Genomic DNA, 16,154 nt, shown 5'->3' on the forward strand with positions numbered 1-16,154 from the left:
CGGAGGCCGCCGCCCTGGCCGTGACCGGCGTGGCGCGGTCCGAGGGCGGTCACGCCTCCTGGTCGTCCAGCCGCTGGCGGCTGGTCACGTCGCACGGCTTCGACGGCGCCTATGAGGGGTCGGCCTTCTCGCTGGGCGTCGGCGTCATCGCCGAAAAGGATGGGGCGATGGAGCGCGGCGGCGAAAGCCGTTCGACCCGCCACCTGTCCGACCTGCCGGGCGCCGACCAAATCGGGCGCACCGCCGGCGAGCGGGCCGTGGCCCGTGTGGGGCCGAGGAAGATCGCCTCGACCACCGCCCCGGTCATCTTCGACAATCGCATGGCCGGCCAGATCGTGTCGCCGGCGCTGGGCGCCATATCCGGCCCGTCCATCGCGCGCGGCACCTCCTTCCTGAAGGACAGGCTGGGTCAGCGGGTGTTCGCGCCGGGCGTCACCCTGATCGACGATCCCTTCCGTCCGCGCGGCATGGGGTCCACCCCGTTCGACGACGAAGGCGTGGCGGTCGAACGGCGCGCCCTGTTCGACGACGGCGTCCTGACCACCTGGTTGCTGAACAGCGCATCGGCTCGTCAGTTGGGCCTGGAGACGACCGGCCATGCGTCGCGCGGCCTGGCGGGTCCGTCGGGCGTCTCGACCCACAATCTGCATATGGAGCCGGGCGAGCGCGATCTGGCGGGCCTGATGGCTGACGCCGGGACCGGCCTGTTGGTGACGTCGATGTTCGGACCCTCGCTGAACGGCAATACGGGCGACTGGTCCGCCGGAGTGTCGGGCTTCTGGTTCGAGAACGGCTTGGTCGCCTATCCGGTCAGCGAAGTGACTGTGGCGGGCAAGCTGACCGACCTCTATCTGCGTATCCAACGCGGCTCGGACCTCGAGTTCCGGGGCGGGTTCAATGTGCCCAGCCTGATGTTCGACGCGGTGGCCATCGCCGGCAAATGATCGACTTGCACGCCGACCTCGATCTGATCCGCCAGGCCGCCATCGACGCCGGCGCCCTGGCCATCGCCGAGCGCGAGGCGGGGCTGAAGATCGAATCCAAGCCCGGCGGTTCGCCCGTCACCAGCGGCGACCTGACGGTGGACGCCATGCTGAAGAACCGTCTGCTGTCGGCGCGGCCCGACTATGGCTGGCTGTCCGAGGAGACGGCGGATTCGCCGGATCGCCTGTCGAAACGGCGCATCTTCGTGGTCGATCCCATCGACGGCACGGTGGCCTATATGAAGCGGACGCCGTGGTGGTGCGTGCCCATCGCCGTGGTCGAGGACGGCGAAGTGGTCGCCGCCGTCATCCATGCGCCCGAGGTGGACGAGACCTATGTCGCCACACGCGGCGGCGGGGCGCGACGCAACGGCCGCATCATCGCGGCCTCGGACGTGGCGACGCTGGATGACGCCTCGATTCTGGGCGACGCGCGGTTGATCGAGGCGCCCTGGTTCGACGAACCCTGGCCGGCGATGCGGTTCTCGAAGCGCAACGCCCTGGCCTATCGCATGGCGCTGGTGGCGTCGGGCGCGTTCGACGCCGCCCTGGCCCTGACGCCCAAATGGGACTGGGACGTCGCCGCCGGCTGGCTGATCGCCACGGAGGCGGGGGCCAGGGTCAGCGATCACCAGGGCCGGCCGTGGGCCTTCAACCGCCCCGATCCACGCCAGGCCAGCCTGGTCTGCGCCGCCCCTCTGATCCAGCCGATGATCGTGCAGCGCTGTAAAAACGTGCCGTTTTCGACCTAGGCCGGGGGTGGAAAAACCCCGCCCGACATTGATCCGAGGCCGTTCTCGGCCTATTGCGCGCGCAAAGCCCCTCCCCCAATGCCTGGATTGTCGATGACCGATCAAAACACCGTTCCGCCCCAGCTTCTTCACATCGTCATCGGCGGCGAGCTGCGTCACCTGGGCGAGCCGACCTTCCGCGACCTGTCGCAGGTCGAGTTCGTCGGCGCCTTCGGCAGCTACGACGAGGCCAAGAAGGCGTGGAAGGCCCGCGCCCAGGCCACCGTGGACAACGCCCACATGCGCTATTTCATCCTGCACGCCCACAAGCTGATCGACCCGCGCGGCGACGCCTGATCCTGCGACATCGGGGCGTCCGAACCGACGCCCCGATCCGACGTTCACTCCGTATGCGAGGACGACGATGAACCTGGAGCCGCAACAGATCTTCCAACTGGTCAGCCTGCTGGCCGTGCTGGCGCTGTTCAGTTTTTCGCTGCGCGGCCACATCAACTACGCCCGCTGGTTCAAGAAGTGGGAGGCCGACCGCAAGGCCCGACGCGACGCCGAACTGGCCGCCGAGGCGCGTAAGAGCGATCCCGACGCGCCGAAGACGGGCCCTTGGGGCTGATCCCACCACCGTCGTCTTTCCGGGGCTAAGCGCAGCGAAGAACCCAGAATGACGAAGGATAGAGCGCCCCCTACTCCCGCCGCAGCAGTTTGTCGGTCAGCAGCGTGCCCCACCAGCCGGCCTTGAACTCGGCCCGGATCGCCTGGGGGTCGTAGTCGGGGCTGTCGATCCAGTCGATGAAGCTGATCCCCTTCGGCTCGATCTCGGCGACATATTTCTCCAGCGTATAGTCCAGCACCCCCGTCAGCCCTTCGCGCGAGTGCAGGTATTTCTTGGACAGCTGGTTCATGGCGACCGACATCGGCTCGCCCAGATGGAAGTGGCGATAGAAGACCGCCATCATTCCCGCCCGGTCCGCGCCGGACTTGCAGTGGATCAGCACCGGATATTCGATGGTCTTGAACAGGTCGCGGGCGCGGTGGATGCGGTCGGGCTGCGGCGGATCGCGCGAATCCAGCGGGGCGTCGATCAGGGTCAGGCCCAGCCGGTCGCAGGCGTCCTTCTCCAACCAGTAATAGCCCTCGTCCCGCTCGCCGCGCAGGTTGATGACGGTCCTGACGCCTTTCGACTTCCAATAGGCCAGCTGGCGCGGCGACGGCTGGTTGGTGCGAACAAGGTCCGGTCCCAGCCAGTGGGCGTTGGAAAAGGCCACGCGCAGAAACGCATGGTCCGCCCAGAAATAGTGCCAGTGGGCCTTGAACCGGCCCCAGGCGGTGGTGAGATCGAAACGCGACATGGAGGCCAGATAGCGGTCAGGGGCCGCCGCGTCATCCTCCACCGACGGCGGGCGCCGCGCGCGCCTGCGGGGCGCGGTTCTCGATCCAGAAGATGAAGACCGAGGCGGCGACGATCAGGGCCGCCCCGGGCCAGAACCAGGGCGACGGCGTCTGGCCCAGCAGCGACCAGCCGATCAGGCCGGCCAACGGCGCCTTCAGGTCCGCGAACGGCTGAAGATAGGCCGCATCCGCCCGCTTATAGGCCGAGGCCAGCAGATACTGCGCCGCCGCCGTCAGCCCGCCCAGGGTCAGCAGAAGCAGCAGCCCCGATCCTTGAGGCAGGGCGAACGGCAGGCCCGTCGCCACCCCCGCCGGCAGGACGAAGGCGAAGGCGTTGGCCAGCAGCAGGATCGCCAGATGGTTGGGCGTGATCAGCACCAGCAGCGACACCGTCAGGGTCTCGGGCGTCTCCTCGCGCGCCAGGGCCTTGGTCAGCACGTCGGTCGCGGCCCACAGGGCGGCGGCCAGGATCGGCGTCAGGGCGGGCCAGTCCAGCCGCTCGGCCCCCACGCCCGACACCACCACCGCGCCGACGAAGCCGGCCAGAGCCGCGCCGAGCCGGGCGCCGGACACCCGTTCGCCCAGGAACAGGGTCGATCCGACGATGACGAACAGCGGGCCGGTGGCCAGCAGCGTCACCATCTGCCAGATCGGCACGCCGGAGGCGAAACCATACACGAACACATGCACCCCCAGCGCCGAGGCGAAGGCGCGGGCCTGGTGCGCCAGCGGATGGCGGGTCTTCAGCTTGCCCAGCCCGATCCGCATCACCACCGGCGCCATCAGCACCGAGGCGATCAGATATTGCCAGAAGGCCATGCCGGTGGAACTCATGCCGAACTGCTGCGGCAGCACCGATTGAAGCGTGTTGCCGGCCGCGAACACCAGGCTGGCCGACAGCATAAGCAGCGCGCCCATGGAGGCGGCGCCGGCGTTAGACGAGGAAATCTGGTTCAATGGTCGTCCTTTCCGTAACCAGTTCCCTCAGGGTTACGGGCGACGACGCGCCGACCCGCCGCCCGACAGGGGGCGGCGAACGCCGACGAGGCGTTTGGTCCCGTTCTCTTTCATCCGGACTATACCGTCGGCCCCGGAATCGCACCGGATCTGCTGACCTCTCCAATCGTGGAGAGCGCTCGCGGGCTTGGCGTCGCCGCCTTACCGCCGGTGGGGAATCTCACCCCGCCCTGAGAACAACGCGGGCGAACCCGCAGGCCCTAGTTAGAAAAGGCGCGCGGCCTGTTCAACCACCCCGGCGTTCGGGCGTTGGATTTCCATGCCCGACAGACTGCTCCCGATGACGATGATGGCCGCCGCCCTGGCCCTGTCCGGTTCGCTGACGGCGGGCGCCGTCCCAGCCCAGGCCCCGCCGCCCGAGGACCCCGGCTTGATCGCCTATCTGCGGCAAAGGGCGCTCGGGGCGCTGGACACGACCCGCTACACCGCCGCCCTGACGCCGGACGGGCGGACAATGCTGGTCTATCTGACCGGACCGAGCTGGTGCGGATCGGGCGGATGCCGCCTTCTGGTGCTGGACCGGGCGGGCGGGACCTATCGGTCGGTCGGCGAAATCGGTGTGGCGCGGGCGCCCATCCGCCTGCTGGAACGCCAGAGCCACGGCCGGCGTGATCTGGGCGTCCAGGTCGCCGGCGGCGGGATTACCGAAGCCTATGAGGCCGCCGTGCCCTTCGACGGTCGCCGCTACGCCCGCAATCCGACAGTCGCCCCCGCCGTCAGGATCGACGATGCGCCGGGCGAGACCCTGATCCGCGCCGACGAACCGGGCCGCCCGCTGGTCCCGTCTCCCGACAAGCCTTGACTTGAGGGGCGGGTCGGACGACCGAAGGCCGATGAACGCCCCCGCCCCATCCATGCCCCTTCGCGTCCTCCTGGCGCGAATCTGGCGTGACTATCTGAGCAGCCACAAGGGATCGCTGATCCTGTCCATCCTGTGCGCGGCGACGACGGGCCTGCTGACCGCCGCCCTGCTGAAACTGCTGGAGCCGGCGGTGAACGGCCTGTTCCTGGGCGGGGACCAGCCGATCGAACTATTCGGGCGGTTCCGCTTTCCCGCCGATCAGGCCCTGATCGTCATTCCCGCCGCCATTCTGGGCGTGGCGGTGGTGCGGACGCTGGCGGCCATAGGGCAGGCGGCGCTGGTCAACCGTCTGGGCCACACCATCGTCGGCGATATCCAGATCCGTTTGTTCGGGGCCATGATCCGTGCGGACCTGGCGCGCCTGCGAAGCCAGCATTCAGGCGGCTTCGTCTCGTCGGTGTTGTTCGACGCCAATCTGGTGCGCGAGGCCTTCACCTCGGGCGTGGTCAACTACACCCAGAACCTGCTGACCCTGATCGCGGTGCTGATCTATATGGGGGTGATCGACTGGCAACTGACCATCGTCGTGCTGCTGGGCGTGCCGCTGGTGGCGTTGGTGCTGCGCCGGTTCGGGCGAAAGACGCGCAAGGCCGCCGTCGGCGCCATGGCCGAGACCGAAAACCTGTCCACCGCCCTGATGGAGAACCTGGACGGCGTTCGCCTGATCAAGATCGAGAACCGCGAGGCCGCCGAGCAGGATCGCGTCGCCGAGGTGATCGCGCGCCGCCAGCGCCACGTCATCAAGGGCGCCAACGCCCGCGCCTTCGCCGGGCCGTCCAGCGATCTGGTGGCCTATGTCGTCGTCGCCGCCGTCATGGCGTATGCCGGATGGCGGGCGCAGTCGGGCGAGATGACGGTGGGCGGGTTCGCCGCCTTCATCGGCATGCTGCTGGCGGCGGGTCAGTCGCTGCGGCAGGTGACCAATCTGGCCACGGTCATGAGCGAGGGCTTCACCGCCGCGCGCCGCCTGTTCGCCGCCCTGGACATCCAGCCCGAGATTCGCGAGGCGACCGACGCCGCAACCCTGGCGCCCGGCCCGGTCGAGGTGGCGCTGGAGCGGGTTTCCTTCGCCTACGCCGGAACCGATGCCCCGACCCTGAAAGACGTGTCCCTGCGGGTCGCGCCGGGCGAGACGGCAGCCCTGGTCGGGCCGTCGGGCGGGGGAAAGAGCACGATCCTGAGCCTGCTGCCGCGCTTCTATGACGTGACGGACGGGGCGGTGATGCTGAACGACCGCGACGTACGCCAACTGCGCCTGAATGACCTGCGCGACCACATCGCCCTGGTGACGCAGGAGCCCTTCCTGTTCGACGACACCATCGCCGCCAACATCGCCTATGGGCGGCCTGGCGCGACGCAGGCGCAGATCGAAGAGGCCGCGCGTTCGGCCGCCGCGCATGACTTCATCACCGCCCTGCCCCAAGGCTACGACACCCGCGCGGGCGAGGCGGGCCTGCGCCTGTCGGGCGGTCAGCGCCAGCGCATCGCCATCGCCCGCGCCTTCGTGAAGGACGCCCCCATCCTGCTGCTGGACGAAGCCACCAGCGCCCTGGACACCGAGAGCGAGGCCCTGGTCCAGGCGGCGCTGGAGCGGCTGATGCAAGGGCGCGCCACCCTGATGATCGCCCACCGCCTGTCCACCGTGAAGAACGCCGACCGCATCTATGTGATCGAGGCCGGGCGCGTGGTCGAGGAAGGGTCGCACGACGTTCTGGTGGCCCGGGGCGGCCTCTACGCCCGCCTGGCCCGGCAGCAGTCGCTGGACGGTGCCCAGCCCAGCGTGGAGACGGTGGCGTGAGGCCGCTGCGTAACCCGGTCGTCCAGTCGGCCCTGGCCTGGACCCTGGCCAAATGGATGCAGTTCTGCTTCGCCACCATCCGCTGGACACATGAGAACCAAGAGGCGGCGGAGGCGGTGTGGGCGCAGGGCGGCGGGGTGCTGTGCGTCTTCTGGCATTCGCGCATCGGCCTGTCGCCGTCGTGCTGGCCGCTGGACCGGGCCCAGCCGGCCAAGGCCCTGATCTCCCTGTCGGCGGACGGCGAGTTCATCGCCAAGGCGGTGGCGCGTCAGGGCTTTCCCGCCGTGCGCGGATCGTCGGCCAACAAGGACAAGACGGAAAAGGCCAAGGGCGGGACCCAGGCCCTGCGCGACGGCCTGAAACAGCTGAAGCTGGGCGCCCTGGCCATCACGCCCGACGGCCCGCGCGGCCCGGCCAATGTCATGGCCGAGGGCCTGCCGCTGATGGCCAGACTGTCAAAGGCGCCGGTGTTGTTCATCGGCATGTCGTGCAGTCCGGCGATCCGGCTGAACAGCTGGGACCGCGCCGTCCTGCCCCTGCCCTTCGCCAAGGGCGCCATCGTCTGGGACCGGGCCGACTATCCTGACGGCGCCGAGATCGCCGATGTGGTCGCCGACTGGACGCCCCGCCTGAACGCCGCCGAGGCGCGGGCCGACGAAATCACCGGCCTGAAGCCGTGACGCCCCTGCCCCTGATCGCGTATCGTCTGGCGACCCGCGCGCTGGAGCCCTTGGCCCCGCGCCTGCTGGACGCCCGCGCGCGGCGGGGCAAGGAAGACCCGGTGCGGGTGGACGAGCGAATGGGCTTCACCCGTGTCGAACGCCCCGCCGGTGATGTTGTCTGGCTGCACGGCGTCAGCGTGGGAGAGAGCCTGTCGCTGCTGCCCGTGGTCGAGCGGTTCGTAAAGGCCCGCCCCGACCTGACCGTGCTGGTGACCTCGGGCACCGTGACCTCGGCCCAGATTCTGGCCGAGCGCCTACCGCAGGGCGTCATCCATCAGTATGCGCCGGTCGATGCGCCGGGCGTCGTCGCGCGCTTCCTGGATCACTGGCGCCCGGCCCTGGCGGTGTTCGTCGAGAGCGAACTGTGGCCCAATCTGCTGCTGGAGGCGCATCGGCGCGGGGTGAAACTGGCCCTGGTCAGCGCGCGCCTGACCGAAAACACGGTGGCGAACTGGGCGCGGTTTCCCGCCTCGGCCCGGGCTGTGACCGGCGCCTTCGATCTGGTCCTGCCCCAGGATACGGCCTCGGCCCGGCGGTTGGAGACGATGGGCGCGCGGATCGACGGTCTGGTGAACCTGAAACTGTCGGGCCAGGCCCTGCCGCACGATCCCGCCGCCTTCAGCCGCCTTTCCGCCGGCATAGGCGATCGGCCGGTGATCGTCGCCGCCAGCACCCACGAGGGCGAGGAAATCGCCATCGTGCGCGCCCTGGACGGTCTGGACGAACAGGTGTGTCTGATCCTGACGCCCCGCCACCCCGAGCGCGGGGCCCATATCGCCCAGGCCCTGGCGCGCGAGGGCTACGCCTTCGCCATGCGTTCGCGCGGCCAGACGATCGGGCCGGACACCGACATCTATCTGGCCGACACCCTGAACGAGATGGGGCTGTTCCTGCGGCTGGCCGACGTGGTCGTCATGGGCGGATCGTTCGCCCCGGCCCTGGGCCTGCCGCCGGTCGGCGGGCACAATCCGCTGGAACCGGCGCGGCTGGGGCGGCCGGCGATCACGGGGCCGGACGCCTCGAACTGGGCCCCGGTGACGGCGGCGTTGAGCAGCGCGGGCGGCCTGGCTCTGGTGCAGGCGCCGTCCGACCTGGCGTCGGCCATCGCGCCCTTGCTGGCCGATCCGGCGGCGGCCAAGGCGATGGGCGAACGGGCGCGTCGCGCGGCCGCCGAGGCGGGCGGCGGGCTGGAACGGCTGTGGGCCGCGCTGCAGCCGCTGACGCCCGCACCGATGCGGACCGGACGATGAAGCTGAAGACCCCCCGCTGGTGGTATGTGCGCGACAGCAACCACGCGCGCATGACCCGCACCGCGCTGAAACCCCTGGGCTGGCTGTGGGCCGGCGTCACCGCGCGGCGCATCGCCCGGGCCGCGCCGGTCGATCCCGGCTGCGCCATTGTCTCGGTCGGCAATCTGACGGTCGGCGGATCGGGCAAGACGCCGGTCGCGCGCGAGATCCTGCGGCTTCTGCGGGCGACGGGCGTGGCGGCGCAGGGCCTGTCGCGCGGCTATGGCGGGCGGCTGGAGGGGCCGATCCAGGTCGATCCGGCGGCGCATACGGCCGCCGACGTCGGCGACGAGCCCCTGATGCTGGCGCAAGGGTCGCCGGTCTGGATCGCGCGTGACCGGGTTGCGGGCGCCAGGGCCGCCGTCGCGGGCGGCGCCCAGGCCCTGGTGCTGGACGACGGTCATCAGAACCCGGCGCTGAAGAAGACCGTCAGCCTGATCGTCGTGGATGGCGAGACGCGCGGCGACGAATGGCCGTTCGGGGATGGATCGGTCTTTCCTTCCGGTCCGATGCGCGAGTCGCTGGCGGCCGGGCTGGCGCGAGCCGACGCCGTGGTGGTCATGCTGCCGACCGATGTGGAGGCCGCCGATCCCCAACTGCTGGCGGTGTTCGGCGCCCTGCCCGTCTTCATCGCCCGCCTGACGCCCGAGCGGCCGCCGCCGTCGGGGCCTCAGGTCGGGTTCGCCGGCATCGCCAAGCCTTGGAAGGTCGAGCGGTCGCTGAAGGCGGCGGGCTGCGACCTCGTGGACTTCGTCCCCTTCCCCGACCATGCGGCCTACAGCGCCGAAAGCATGAGGTTCCTGACCAACCGCGCGGCCGTCTATGACGCCGGCCTTGTCACGACAGAAAAGGACTGGGTGCGGCTGACGCCCGACCAGCGCAAGAACGTTACGGCCTGGCCGGTCGTCGCGCGGTTCCAGGATCAGGCGGCCTTCGCCGCCTTTCTGAACGACCGGATTCAGTCGGCGCGATAGACGACGCCGGACTTCATCACGAATTTCATCCGCTCCAGCTCCGTCACGTCCGTCAGCGGATCGCCCGCCACGGCGACGATATCGGCCGGCATTCCGGGCGCGATCCTGCCGGCCTCGTTCGAGATCCGCAGGTGTTCGGCGGCGCCGACGGTGGCGGCCTGGATGGCCTCCAGCGGCGTCAGGCCGGCGCGGACCAGCAGCGCGAACTCCTGGGCGTTGTCGCCGTGGGCCGAGACGCCGCTATCGGTGCCGAAGGCGATCCGCACCCCGCCCTGATGCGCGCGACGCGCCATGTCCAGCATCTTGGGCCCCGCCTCCAGCGCCTTGGCCGTCTGGGCCGGGGTGAAGAAGTTGTCCGGCCCCGACGCGATCCGGGCCACGAAATCGCCCGCCAGCAGGGTCGGGATCAGCCAGGCGCCGTTCGACTTGAACAGGCGGATCGACTGGTCGTCCAGATAGGTGCCGTGTTCGATCGAATCGCCGCCCGCCCGCAGGAAGGCGTTGATGCCGTCCACGCCGTGGGCGTGCGCCGTCACCTGGCGGCCCATGCGGTGGGCGCTGTCGACGATGGCGGCCAGCTCGGGATCTCCGAACTGCTGGTTCAGGCCGGCGGCGGTGTTGGACAGGACGCCGCCCGTCGCGGTGATCTTGATGATGTCGGCCCCGGCGCGAACCTGGGTGCGGACCGCGCGCATACAGTCTTCTGGTCCCGAACAGATGCTCTCGGACGACAACAGATGCATGACGTCGTCGCGATAGCCGTTGATGTCCCCATGACCGCCGTGGATCGAGACCGACGATCCGGCCGCGATGATGCGCGGTCCCGGCACGTCGCCGTTCCTGACGGCGTTCCTCAGGGCGAAGATGGCTTCATTGCCCGCGCCCAAGTCGGCCACGGTCGTAAAGCCCGCCATCAGGGTGCGTCGGGCGTAACGGGCGCCGACCATGGCCCGGTCCGCGTCGGACAGCGTGACCTGTTCCAGCCGCCCATTCGGGTTCTGTTGGCTGGTCAGGTGGACGTGGCTGTCGATCAGTCCAGGCAGGACGAAGGCGTGTCGCAGGTCCAGAACCTTGCCCTGGGTCGGGTCGCCGACGAAGCCGTCGCGCACTTCGACGACCTGGTTCCCTCTGATCACGAGAGTTTTATCACTCTGCACAACGCCGTTCGACGGATCTGCAAGCAACCTTCCCGCCTCGACGAACGTTGTCGTGGGTTGCGTTGAAACCCCAACCCCCGTGGGGGTTTGCTGTGCGTGCGCGCTCATGGCCGACGCCATCAGCGCCGCAAATGCGATTCCAAAACGCTTCATCGATGTCTCCCCCCGGCGCGTCGGCCGCAAAAATGCCTCACAAGGCTCAGGTTGCCTCGCCCTCTCCGCTTTGAAACAACCACGCCTCCAGACCAACCGCAACGAGGGCGTCGCATGCGGCTATCGAGACGAGGGCTGATCCTGGGCGGATCGGCGATGCTGGCGGGATGCGCCAGCGCCAGCGCAACCCCGCCGCTGACCACGGCCCAGACCCTGTCCCCCGTCGCACCGCCGCAGGTCGGTCTGCCGACCATCCAGACCGCCTCCCTGACGCCCCCGCCGCTGGACCCGCGCGGCCACGTCCGCAAGGAGCTGATGGAGCGCGCGATGACCGCGCTGGACACCCATCACCGCCATCTGCCGCTGCGCGACCGGATGTATCTGGTCGATTTCAAGAAGTTCTCGGGCGAGGAGCGGCTGTACGAGGTCGATCTGGTCGCCGGCGAGGTCAAGGTTCTGCGAACCTGCCACGGGCGCGGCTCCGACCCCAGCCACAGCGGCTACGCCCAGCGGTTCTCCAACACCCCGGATTCCAACATGTCCTCGGTCGGCGCCTACGCCACCGCCGGCGCCAACTGGGGCCGCCAGCAGGGGCCGAACGTGCTGCTGGACGGGCTGGAATACACCAATGACAAGGCGCGCGAACGGGCCATCATCATCCACGGCGCCGACTACGCCGACCCCGACTTCCTGGCGCGCGAAGGCAAGCTGGGCCGCAGCTACGGCTGTTTCTCGGTCGCCCACACCGACCTGCCTGCCTTGCGCGAACGCATGGGCGAAGGCCGGCTGCTGTTCGCGGCGGCTTAAGGGTCCAAGTCCGACCGGGATTCAACCGATCTGTATCTCGAATCGTCATTACGCGGCTGAGCGGAGCGAAGAAGCCGGACCCCAGGGCTACAGTCGCACCGCTGGATACATTCGGCGCCGGATATGAGCCTCCTGGCTTCCGGGTTCGTCCTTCGGACGGCCCGGAATGACGGTCTAGGCTGAATTTTCGACCAGACCTAGCCGAACCAGCCCGCGATCATGATCCGCAAGGGATTGGCCGGATCGGACAGCAGCTTGGCCACCATGCCCAGCGAGATGACAACCAGCAGAGGCCGGATCAGGCGCGGCCCGAACCGCATGGCGGAATGGGCGCCCAGACGCCCGCCGATCACCTGTCCCACGGCCATCGCGCCGCCCAGCAGCCACATCACATGGCCGCCCGCCGCCAGAACCACCACCGACACCACATTGCTCATCAGGTTCAGGGCCTTGGTATTGGCGGTCGCCCGCGTCAGGCCCATCCCCATCAGGGTGACCAGGCTCAGGGCGAAGAAGGAGCCGGTGCCGGGGCCGAAGAAGCCGTCATAGAAGCCGATGCCCCCCGCCACGGCGCTGTAGGCCAGGGGCGTCAGGCGCGCGTGGGCGTCCTCGTCGCTGGCCTTGGGTCCGAACAGGAAATAAAGGGCGATGGCGATCAGCAGGATCGGCAGCAACACCATCAGCCAGCGCGTATCGACAACGGTGACGGCGAAGGCGCCCAGGCCCGCACCGACCAGGGTCGCCGCCAGCGGCCATTTCAAAAGCCCAAAGTTGATCCGACCCGCCCGCCAGTAGCTCCAGGTCGCCGAGGCCGTGCCGAAACTGGACTGCACCTTGTTGGTGGCGATGGCCGCGACCGGCGGAATGCCCGCCGCCAGCAGGGCCGGAACCGTGATCAGCCCGCCGCCGCCCGCGATGGCGTCCACAAACCCCGCCGCCACGGCCGCAAGGCACAACAGGGCGATGATCTCGGGGGCCAGTTCAACCATGCAATCTTCTCACTCGGCCCGCCTCAGGCCTATTCGCGCTCCAGCGCGCGCCAGCCGATGTCGGAGCGGTTGAAGCCGCCCGGCCAGTCGATCTGTTTTATGGCGGCATAGGCGCGTTCGCGGGCCTGCGCGATGTCGTCGCCCTCGGCGCAGACGTTCAGCACCCGCCCGCCCGAGGCGCACAGCTGGCCGTCGTCGCGGCGCTTGGTGCCCGCGTGGAAGACCTGGACGTGGGGACCGAAGTCCTGGTCGGCGCCGCGAATGATCGAGCCTTCCAGCGGGCTGTCGGGATAGCCCTTGGCCGCCATGACCACGCAGATCACCGTCTGGGGCTTGAAGGCCGGCGCCGGCAGGCCCGAGACGTCGCCCCGCGCACAGGCCAGCAGATAAGGCACGATATCGCCTGCGAACCGCATCATCAGCACCTGGCATTCCGGGTCGCCGAAGCGGGTGTTGAACTCGACCACCTTGGGGCCTTTGTCGGTCGCCATCAGACCGGCGTACAGAACGCCGCGATAGGGCGCGCCCTCCTCGGCCATGTGGCGGATGGTCGGCTGGACGATCAGCTCGTCGGCCTGATGCACCAGGTCGGGGGTGAAGACGGGCGCCGGCGAATAGGCGCCCATGCCGCCGGTGTTTGGCCCCAGGTCGCCGTCGAAGGCGCGCTTGTGGTCCTGGGCGCCGCCGAACAGCAGGGCCTGTCTGCCGTCGCACAGGGCGAACAGCGAGCCTTCCTCGCCGTCCATGAACTCCTCGATCACGACGCGGGCGCCGGCCGCGCCGAACCGGCCGCCCAACATCCGCTCGATCTCGGCCTCGGCGTCGGGGCGGTCGGGACTGATGGCCACGCCCTTGCCGGCGGCTAGACCATCGGCCTTGATGACATAGGGCGGACGGAAGGCGTTCAGCGCCGCCTTGGCGTCCGCGACCGTCTCATGGACGCCGTAACCCGCCGTGGGGATGCCATGGCGGGCCAGGAACGCCTTGGAGAAGGCCTTGGACGTCTCAAGCTGCGCGGCCTTGGCCGTGGGTCCGAAACAGGGGATGCCCGCCGCGGCCAGACGGTCGGCCAGGCCGGCGGCCAGCGCCACCTCCGGCCCCACCACCACCAGATCGGCGCGGATTTCTCGCGCCAGGGCCGCCAGCCCCTCGGCGTCGTCGGCCTTGACGGCGCGAAGCTCGCACAGCTTCTCAATGCCCGGATTGCCGGGCGCGGCGACCAGGCGTTTGACCAGCGGCGACTGGGCGATCTTCCAGGCCAGGGCGTGTTCGCGGCCGCCCGATCCGACGAGAAGAATGTTCATGAGACCGGGCAATGACCGTCGCGCGCGGGCCGGTCAAGCGCCGGTCGCGCTTAACGCCGAATTCCGCGCCCAGTCAGCGTCCGGGCGGCGTCCAGGCCGGCAGGGCCTGCAGCTGGCCGGGCGTCAGGTCGGTGACCAGATCCTTGTCGCCGTTGCGCTCAATGGGCGCCACGTCGGCGACGGGAATCAGCACCTTCATGTCGCCCGGCCCGTTCAGTTCGACGACCAGATGGGTCAGGGCGCCCGAGGCGTCCAGCACCAGGGTCTCGACGTCGCCCAGATCGGCGTTGGCGCGCGATACGATATCGGCGTCCTCCAGCTGATCGCGGGTCATGCCGAAAGCCAGGGCCGCGTTGGTCGCGGCGACGTCCGCCTGTCTATCCGGCAGGCTTGCGGGCGCCGCGCCCGGCGCGGGCGCCTGCACCACATCGTCGTCCCGGTCCGAACAGGCCGCCACGGTCGCGGTCATCAACAGGGCGGCGGCGAGCGGAAGGATACGGGTCATGGGAAGTCCTTGCGACGTCAAAGCAGGGCGAAAACGACATAGGCGCCCACGCCCAGCAGGGCGATGGCGCCGATGATCATCCACGGACTCATGGCCCCGCCCTCGCCCGAGCGGCGCATCAGATCGCGCTCGTGCGGGTCCCGGTCGGCGGGGTCTGTGTTCGGGGGATCTGCGGCCATGAGGACCCAACGGCGACACGCAGCCCCCGTTCCCGGACGCATCGACGCAGGCTAGAGTGCCGCGCATGAGCGACGACTATGTGTTCGAAGGCCCGGCCGAGGCCCCTGCCCCCCGCGACAACAATCCCCCGCTGTCGATCTCGGAGCTGTCGTTCGCGCTGAAACGGACGCTGGAGGATCGGTTCGGCCATGTTCGGCTGAGGGGCGAAATCTCCAAGGTCAACCGCCACGCCTCGGGCCACATCTATCTGACGCTGAAGGACGACAAGTCGGCCATCGACGGGGTGGTGTGGAAGGGATCGACGCGCGGTCTGGGCGTGCAGCCCGAGGCCGGGCTGGAAGTCATCGTCACCGGCAAGATCACCTCCTATCCCGCGCGATCCTCCTATCAGATCGTCATCGAGAGCATGGAGGCGGCGGGCGCCGGCGCGCTTCTGGCCCAGTTGGAGCGGCTGAAGGTCCGGCTGCGCGAGGAAGGTCTTTTCGAGCCTGGTCGCAAGAAGCCCCTGCCCGCCTTTCCCGCCGTCATCGGCGTGATCACCAGCCCGACCGGCGCGGTGATCCGCGACGTGCTGCATCGGATCGCCGAACGCTGGCCCTGCCGGGTGATCGTCTGGCCCGTCGTGGTTCAGGGCGATGCCGCCTGCGGCCAGATATCGAATGCGATTCGCGGTTTCGACGCGCTAACAAGTGAAAATGGGACTTCGGACGGCCCGATCCCCCGCCCGGACCTGCTGATCGTGGCGCGCGGCGGCGGGTCGGTGGAGGACCTGTGGTGCTTCAACGACGAAGGTCTGGCGCGCACGGTGGCGGCGGCGCGCATCCCGATCATCTCGGCCGTGGGGCACGAGACGGACACCACCCTGATCGACTTCGTGTCGGACCGCCGGGCGCCGACGCCGACGGGCGCCGCAGAAATGGCGACGCCCGTGCTGGCGGACCTGCGCTACGCCGTCGCCGACATGAACCGGCGCATGGTCCAGGCGGGCGGGCGGTTGATCGAGGATCGGCGCACCCGCCTGCGGGCCGTGACGCGCGGCCTGCCGGCGCGGCCGGAGGACCTGCTGGCCCTGGCGCAGCAGCGGCTGGACCATGTGTCGAGCCGTCTCGGCTCGGGCCTGCAACGCAACGTCGCCCTGCACGAGCGGCATCTGGCGGTGACGGGCGGCAAGCTGAGCCCGGCTCTGCTGCGTACCCGGATCGAACGGGGACAGGACCGGCTGCGCGGCGCCGGCGACCGGCTGGGTTCGGCGCTGCAGGCGGGCGTGGCGCGCGGC

The 16,154-nt window shown here is 69.5% G+C and carries 19 protein-coding genes and 1 riboswitch; of the genes, 12 read left to right on the plus strand and 7 right to left on the minus strand.

Annotated elements, in window-relative coordinates:
• The 4 genes from RTU05_RS12995 to RTU05_RS13010 form a co-directional block, all read left to right on the plus strand.
• Nucleotides 1–944, plus strand: a 944-nt coding sequence (locus tag RTU05_RS12995; protein WP_312598793.1) for a metallopeptidase TldD-related protein, incomplete at its 5' end; no start/stop codon positions are given.
• Nucleotides 941–1,735 carry a 3'(2'),5'-bisphosphate nucleotidase CysQ gene (locus tag RTU05_RS13000; RefSeq protein ID WP_312598794.1) on the plus strand — a complete coding sequence of 265 codons (795 nt, stop codon included), beginning with the start codon at nt 941–943 and terminating at the stop codon, nt 1,733–1,735. The genes RTU05_RS12995 and RTU05_RS13000, both read left to right, overlap by 4 nt.
• A 93-nt stretch (nt 1,736–1,828) precedes the next feature.
• On the plus strand, nt 1,829–2,071 hold the full coding sequence (locus RTU05_RS13005; RefSeq protein WP_248118852.1) for a DUF4170 domain-containing protein: 243 nt from the start codon (nt 1,829–1,831) through the stop codon (nt 2,069–2,071).
• 67 nt (nt 2,072–2,138) lie between these two features.
• Nucleotides 2,139–2,345: a hypothetical protein gene (locus tag RTU05_RS13010; RefSeq protein WP_292022737.1), complete on the plus strand. Its 207-nt coding sequence runs from the start codon at nt 2,139–2,141 to the stop codon at nt 2,343–2,345.
• Nucleotides 2,346–2,415: 70 nt separating this feature from the next.
• Here RTU05_RS13010 and RTU05_RS13015 read toward each other — a convergent pair whose 3' ends face one another.
• Both RTU05_RS13015 and RTU05_RS13020 read right to left on the minus strand, forming a co-directional pair.
• Entirely contained in the window at nt 2,416–3,081 is a 666-nt protein-coding gene (locus tag RTU05_RS13015) for a fused DSP-PTPase phosphatase/NAD kinase-like protein (RefSeq protein WP_312598795.1), read from the minus strand.
• 31 nt (nt 3,082–3,112) lie between these two features.
• Nucleotides 3,113–4,078, minus strand: a complete 966-nt coding sequence (locus RTU05_RS13020) for a DMT family transporter (RefSeq protein ID WP_312598796.1) — start codon at nt 4,076–4,078, stop codon at nt 3,113–3,115.
• Nucleotides 4,079–4,176: 98 nt separating this feature from the next.
• A riboswitch (FMN riboswitch) is annotated at nt 4,177–4,320 on the minus strand.
• 77 nt (nt 4,321–4,397) lie between these two features.
• Here RTU05_RS13020 and RTU05_RS13025 point away from each other — a divergent pair.
• From RTU05_RS13025 to lpxK, 5 genes are read left to right on the plus strand one after another with little or no spacing between them, the layout of a single operon-like run.
• Nucleotides 4,398–4,940: a hypothetical protein gene (locus tag RTU05_RS13025; protein ID WP_312598797.1), complete on the plus strand. Its 543-nt coding sequence runs from the start codon at nt 4,398–4,400 to the stop codon at nt 4,938–4,940.
• Between the two features lie 31 nt (nt 4,941–4,971).
• Entirely contained in the window at nt 4,972–6,798 is a 1,827-nt protein-coding gene (locus tag RTU05_RS13030; RefSeq protein WP_312598798.1) for an ABC transporter ATP-binding protein, read from the plus strand.
• Nucleotides 6,795–7,478, plus strand: coding sequence for a lysophospholipid acyltransferase family protein (locus tag RTU05_RS13035; protein WP_312598799.1), 684 nt, complete (start codon nt 6,795–6,797; stop codon nt 7,476–7,478). The genes RTU05_RS13030 and RTU05_RS13035 overlap by 4 nt, the downstream gene beginning before the upstream one ends.
• Nucleotides 7,475–8,770 (plus strand): 3-deoxy-D-manno-octulosonic acid transferase, encoded by a 1,296-nt coding sequence (locus RTU05_RS13040; protein ID WP_312598800.1) that lies wholly within the window; start codon nt 7,475–7,477, stop codon nt 8,768–8,770. Before RTU05_RS13035 ends, RTU05_RS13040 begins: the two co-directional genes overlap by 4 nt.
• The gene (gene lpxK / locus RTU05_RS13045; protein WP_312598801.1) at nt 8,767–9,783 is read left to right on the plus strand and encodes a tetraacyldisaccharide 4'-kinase; all 1,017 of its coding nucleotides are present in this window, start codon (nt 8,767–8,769) and stop codon (nt 9,781–9,783) included. Before RTU05_RS13040 ends, lpxK begins: the two co-directional genes overlap by 4 nt.
• Here lpxK and RTU05_RS13050 read toward each other — a convergent pair.
• Nucleotides 9,768–11,048, minus strand: a complete 1,281-nt coding sequence (locus RTU05_RS13050; protein WP_409411630.1) for an amidohydrolase family protein — start codon at nt 11,046–11,048, stop codon at nt 9,768–9,770. The genes lpxK and RTU05_RS13050 overlap by 16 nt on opposite strands.
• On the opposite strand from RTU05_RS13050, the gene RTU05_RS13055 reads away from it, so the two are divergent.
• The gene (locus RTU05_RS13055; RefSeq protein WP_312598809.1) at nt 11,047–11,232 is read left to right on the plus strand and encodes a hypothetical protein; all 186 of its coding nucleotides are present in this window, start codon (nt 11,047–11,049) and stop codon (nt 11,230–11,232) included. The genes RTU05_RS13050 and RTU05_RS13055 overlap by 2 nt on opposite strands.
• A complete protein-coding gene (locus RTU05_RS13060; RefSeq protein ID WP_312598803.1) occupies nt 11,208–11,900 on the plus strand; it encodes a murein L,D-transpeptidase catalytic domain family protein in 693 nt (230 codons plus the stop codon). Before RTU05_RS13055 ends, RTU05_RS13060 begins: the two co-directional genes overlap by 25 nt.
• Before the next feature lie 197 nt (nt 11,901–12,097).
• Here RTU05_RS13060 and RTU05_RS13065 read toward each other — a convergent pair whose 3' ends face one another.
• The 4 genes from RTU05_RS13065 to RTU05_RS13080 form a co-directional block, all read right to left on the minus strand.
• Nucleotides 12,098–12,889 carry a TSUP family transporter gene (locus tag RTU05_RS13065; protein WP_312598804.1) on the minus strand — a complete coding sequence of 264 codons (792 nt, stop codon included), beginning with the start codon at nt 12,887–12,889 and terminating at the stop codon, nt 12,098–12,100.
• Between the two features lie 29 nt (nt 12,890–12,918).
• Nucleotides 12,919–14,193, minus strand: a complete 1,275-nt coding sequence (purD, locus tag RTU05_RS13070) for a phosphoribosylamine--glycine ligase (protein ID WP_312598805.1) — start codon at nt 14,191–14,193, stop codon at nt 12,919–12,921.
• A gap of 73 nt (nt 14,194–14,266) precedes the next feature.
• Nucleotides 14,267–14,698 carry a PRC-barrel domain-containing protein gene (locus RTU05_RS13075; protein ID WP_312598806.1) on the minus strand — a complete coding sequence of 144 codons (432 nt, stop codon included), beginning with the start codon at nt 14,696–14,698 and terminating at the stop codon, nt 14,267–14,269.
• A 17-nt stretch (nt 14,699–14,715) separates the two neighbouring features.
• The gene (locus RTU05_RS13080; RefSeq protein WP_312598807.1) at nt 14,716–14,877 is read right to left on the minus strand and encodes a hypothetical protein; all 162 of its coding nucleotides are present in this window, start codon (nt 14,875–14,877) and stop codon (nt 14,716–14,718) included.
• A gap of 65 nt (nt 14,878–14,942) precedes the next feature.
• On the opposite strand from RTU05_RS13080, the gene xseA reads away from it, so the two are divergent.
• Nucleotides 14,943–16,154, plus strand: a 1,212-nt coding sequence (gene xseA / locus RTU05_RS13085; RefSeq protein WP_312598808.1) for an exodeoxyribonuclease VII large subunit, incomplete at its 3' end; no start/stop codon positions are given.

Source organism: Brevundimonas sp., from assembly GCF_032017145.1.
GTDB lineage: Bacteria > Pseudomonadota > Alphaproteobacteria > Caulobacterales > Caulobacteraceae > Brevundimonas.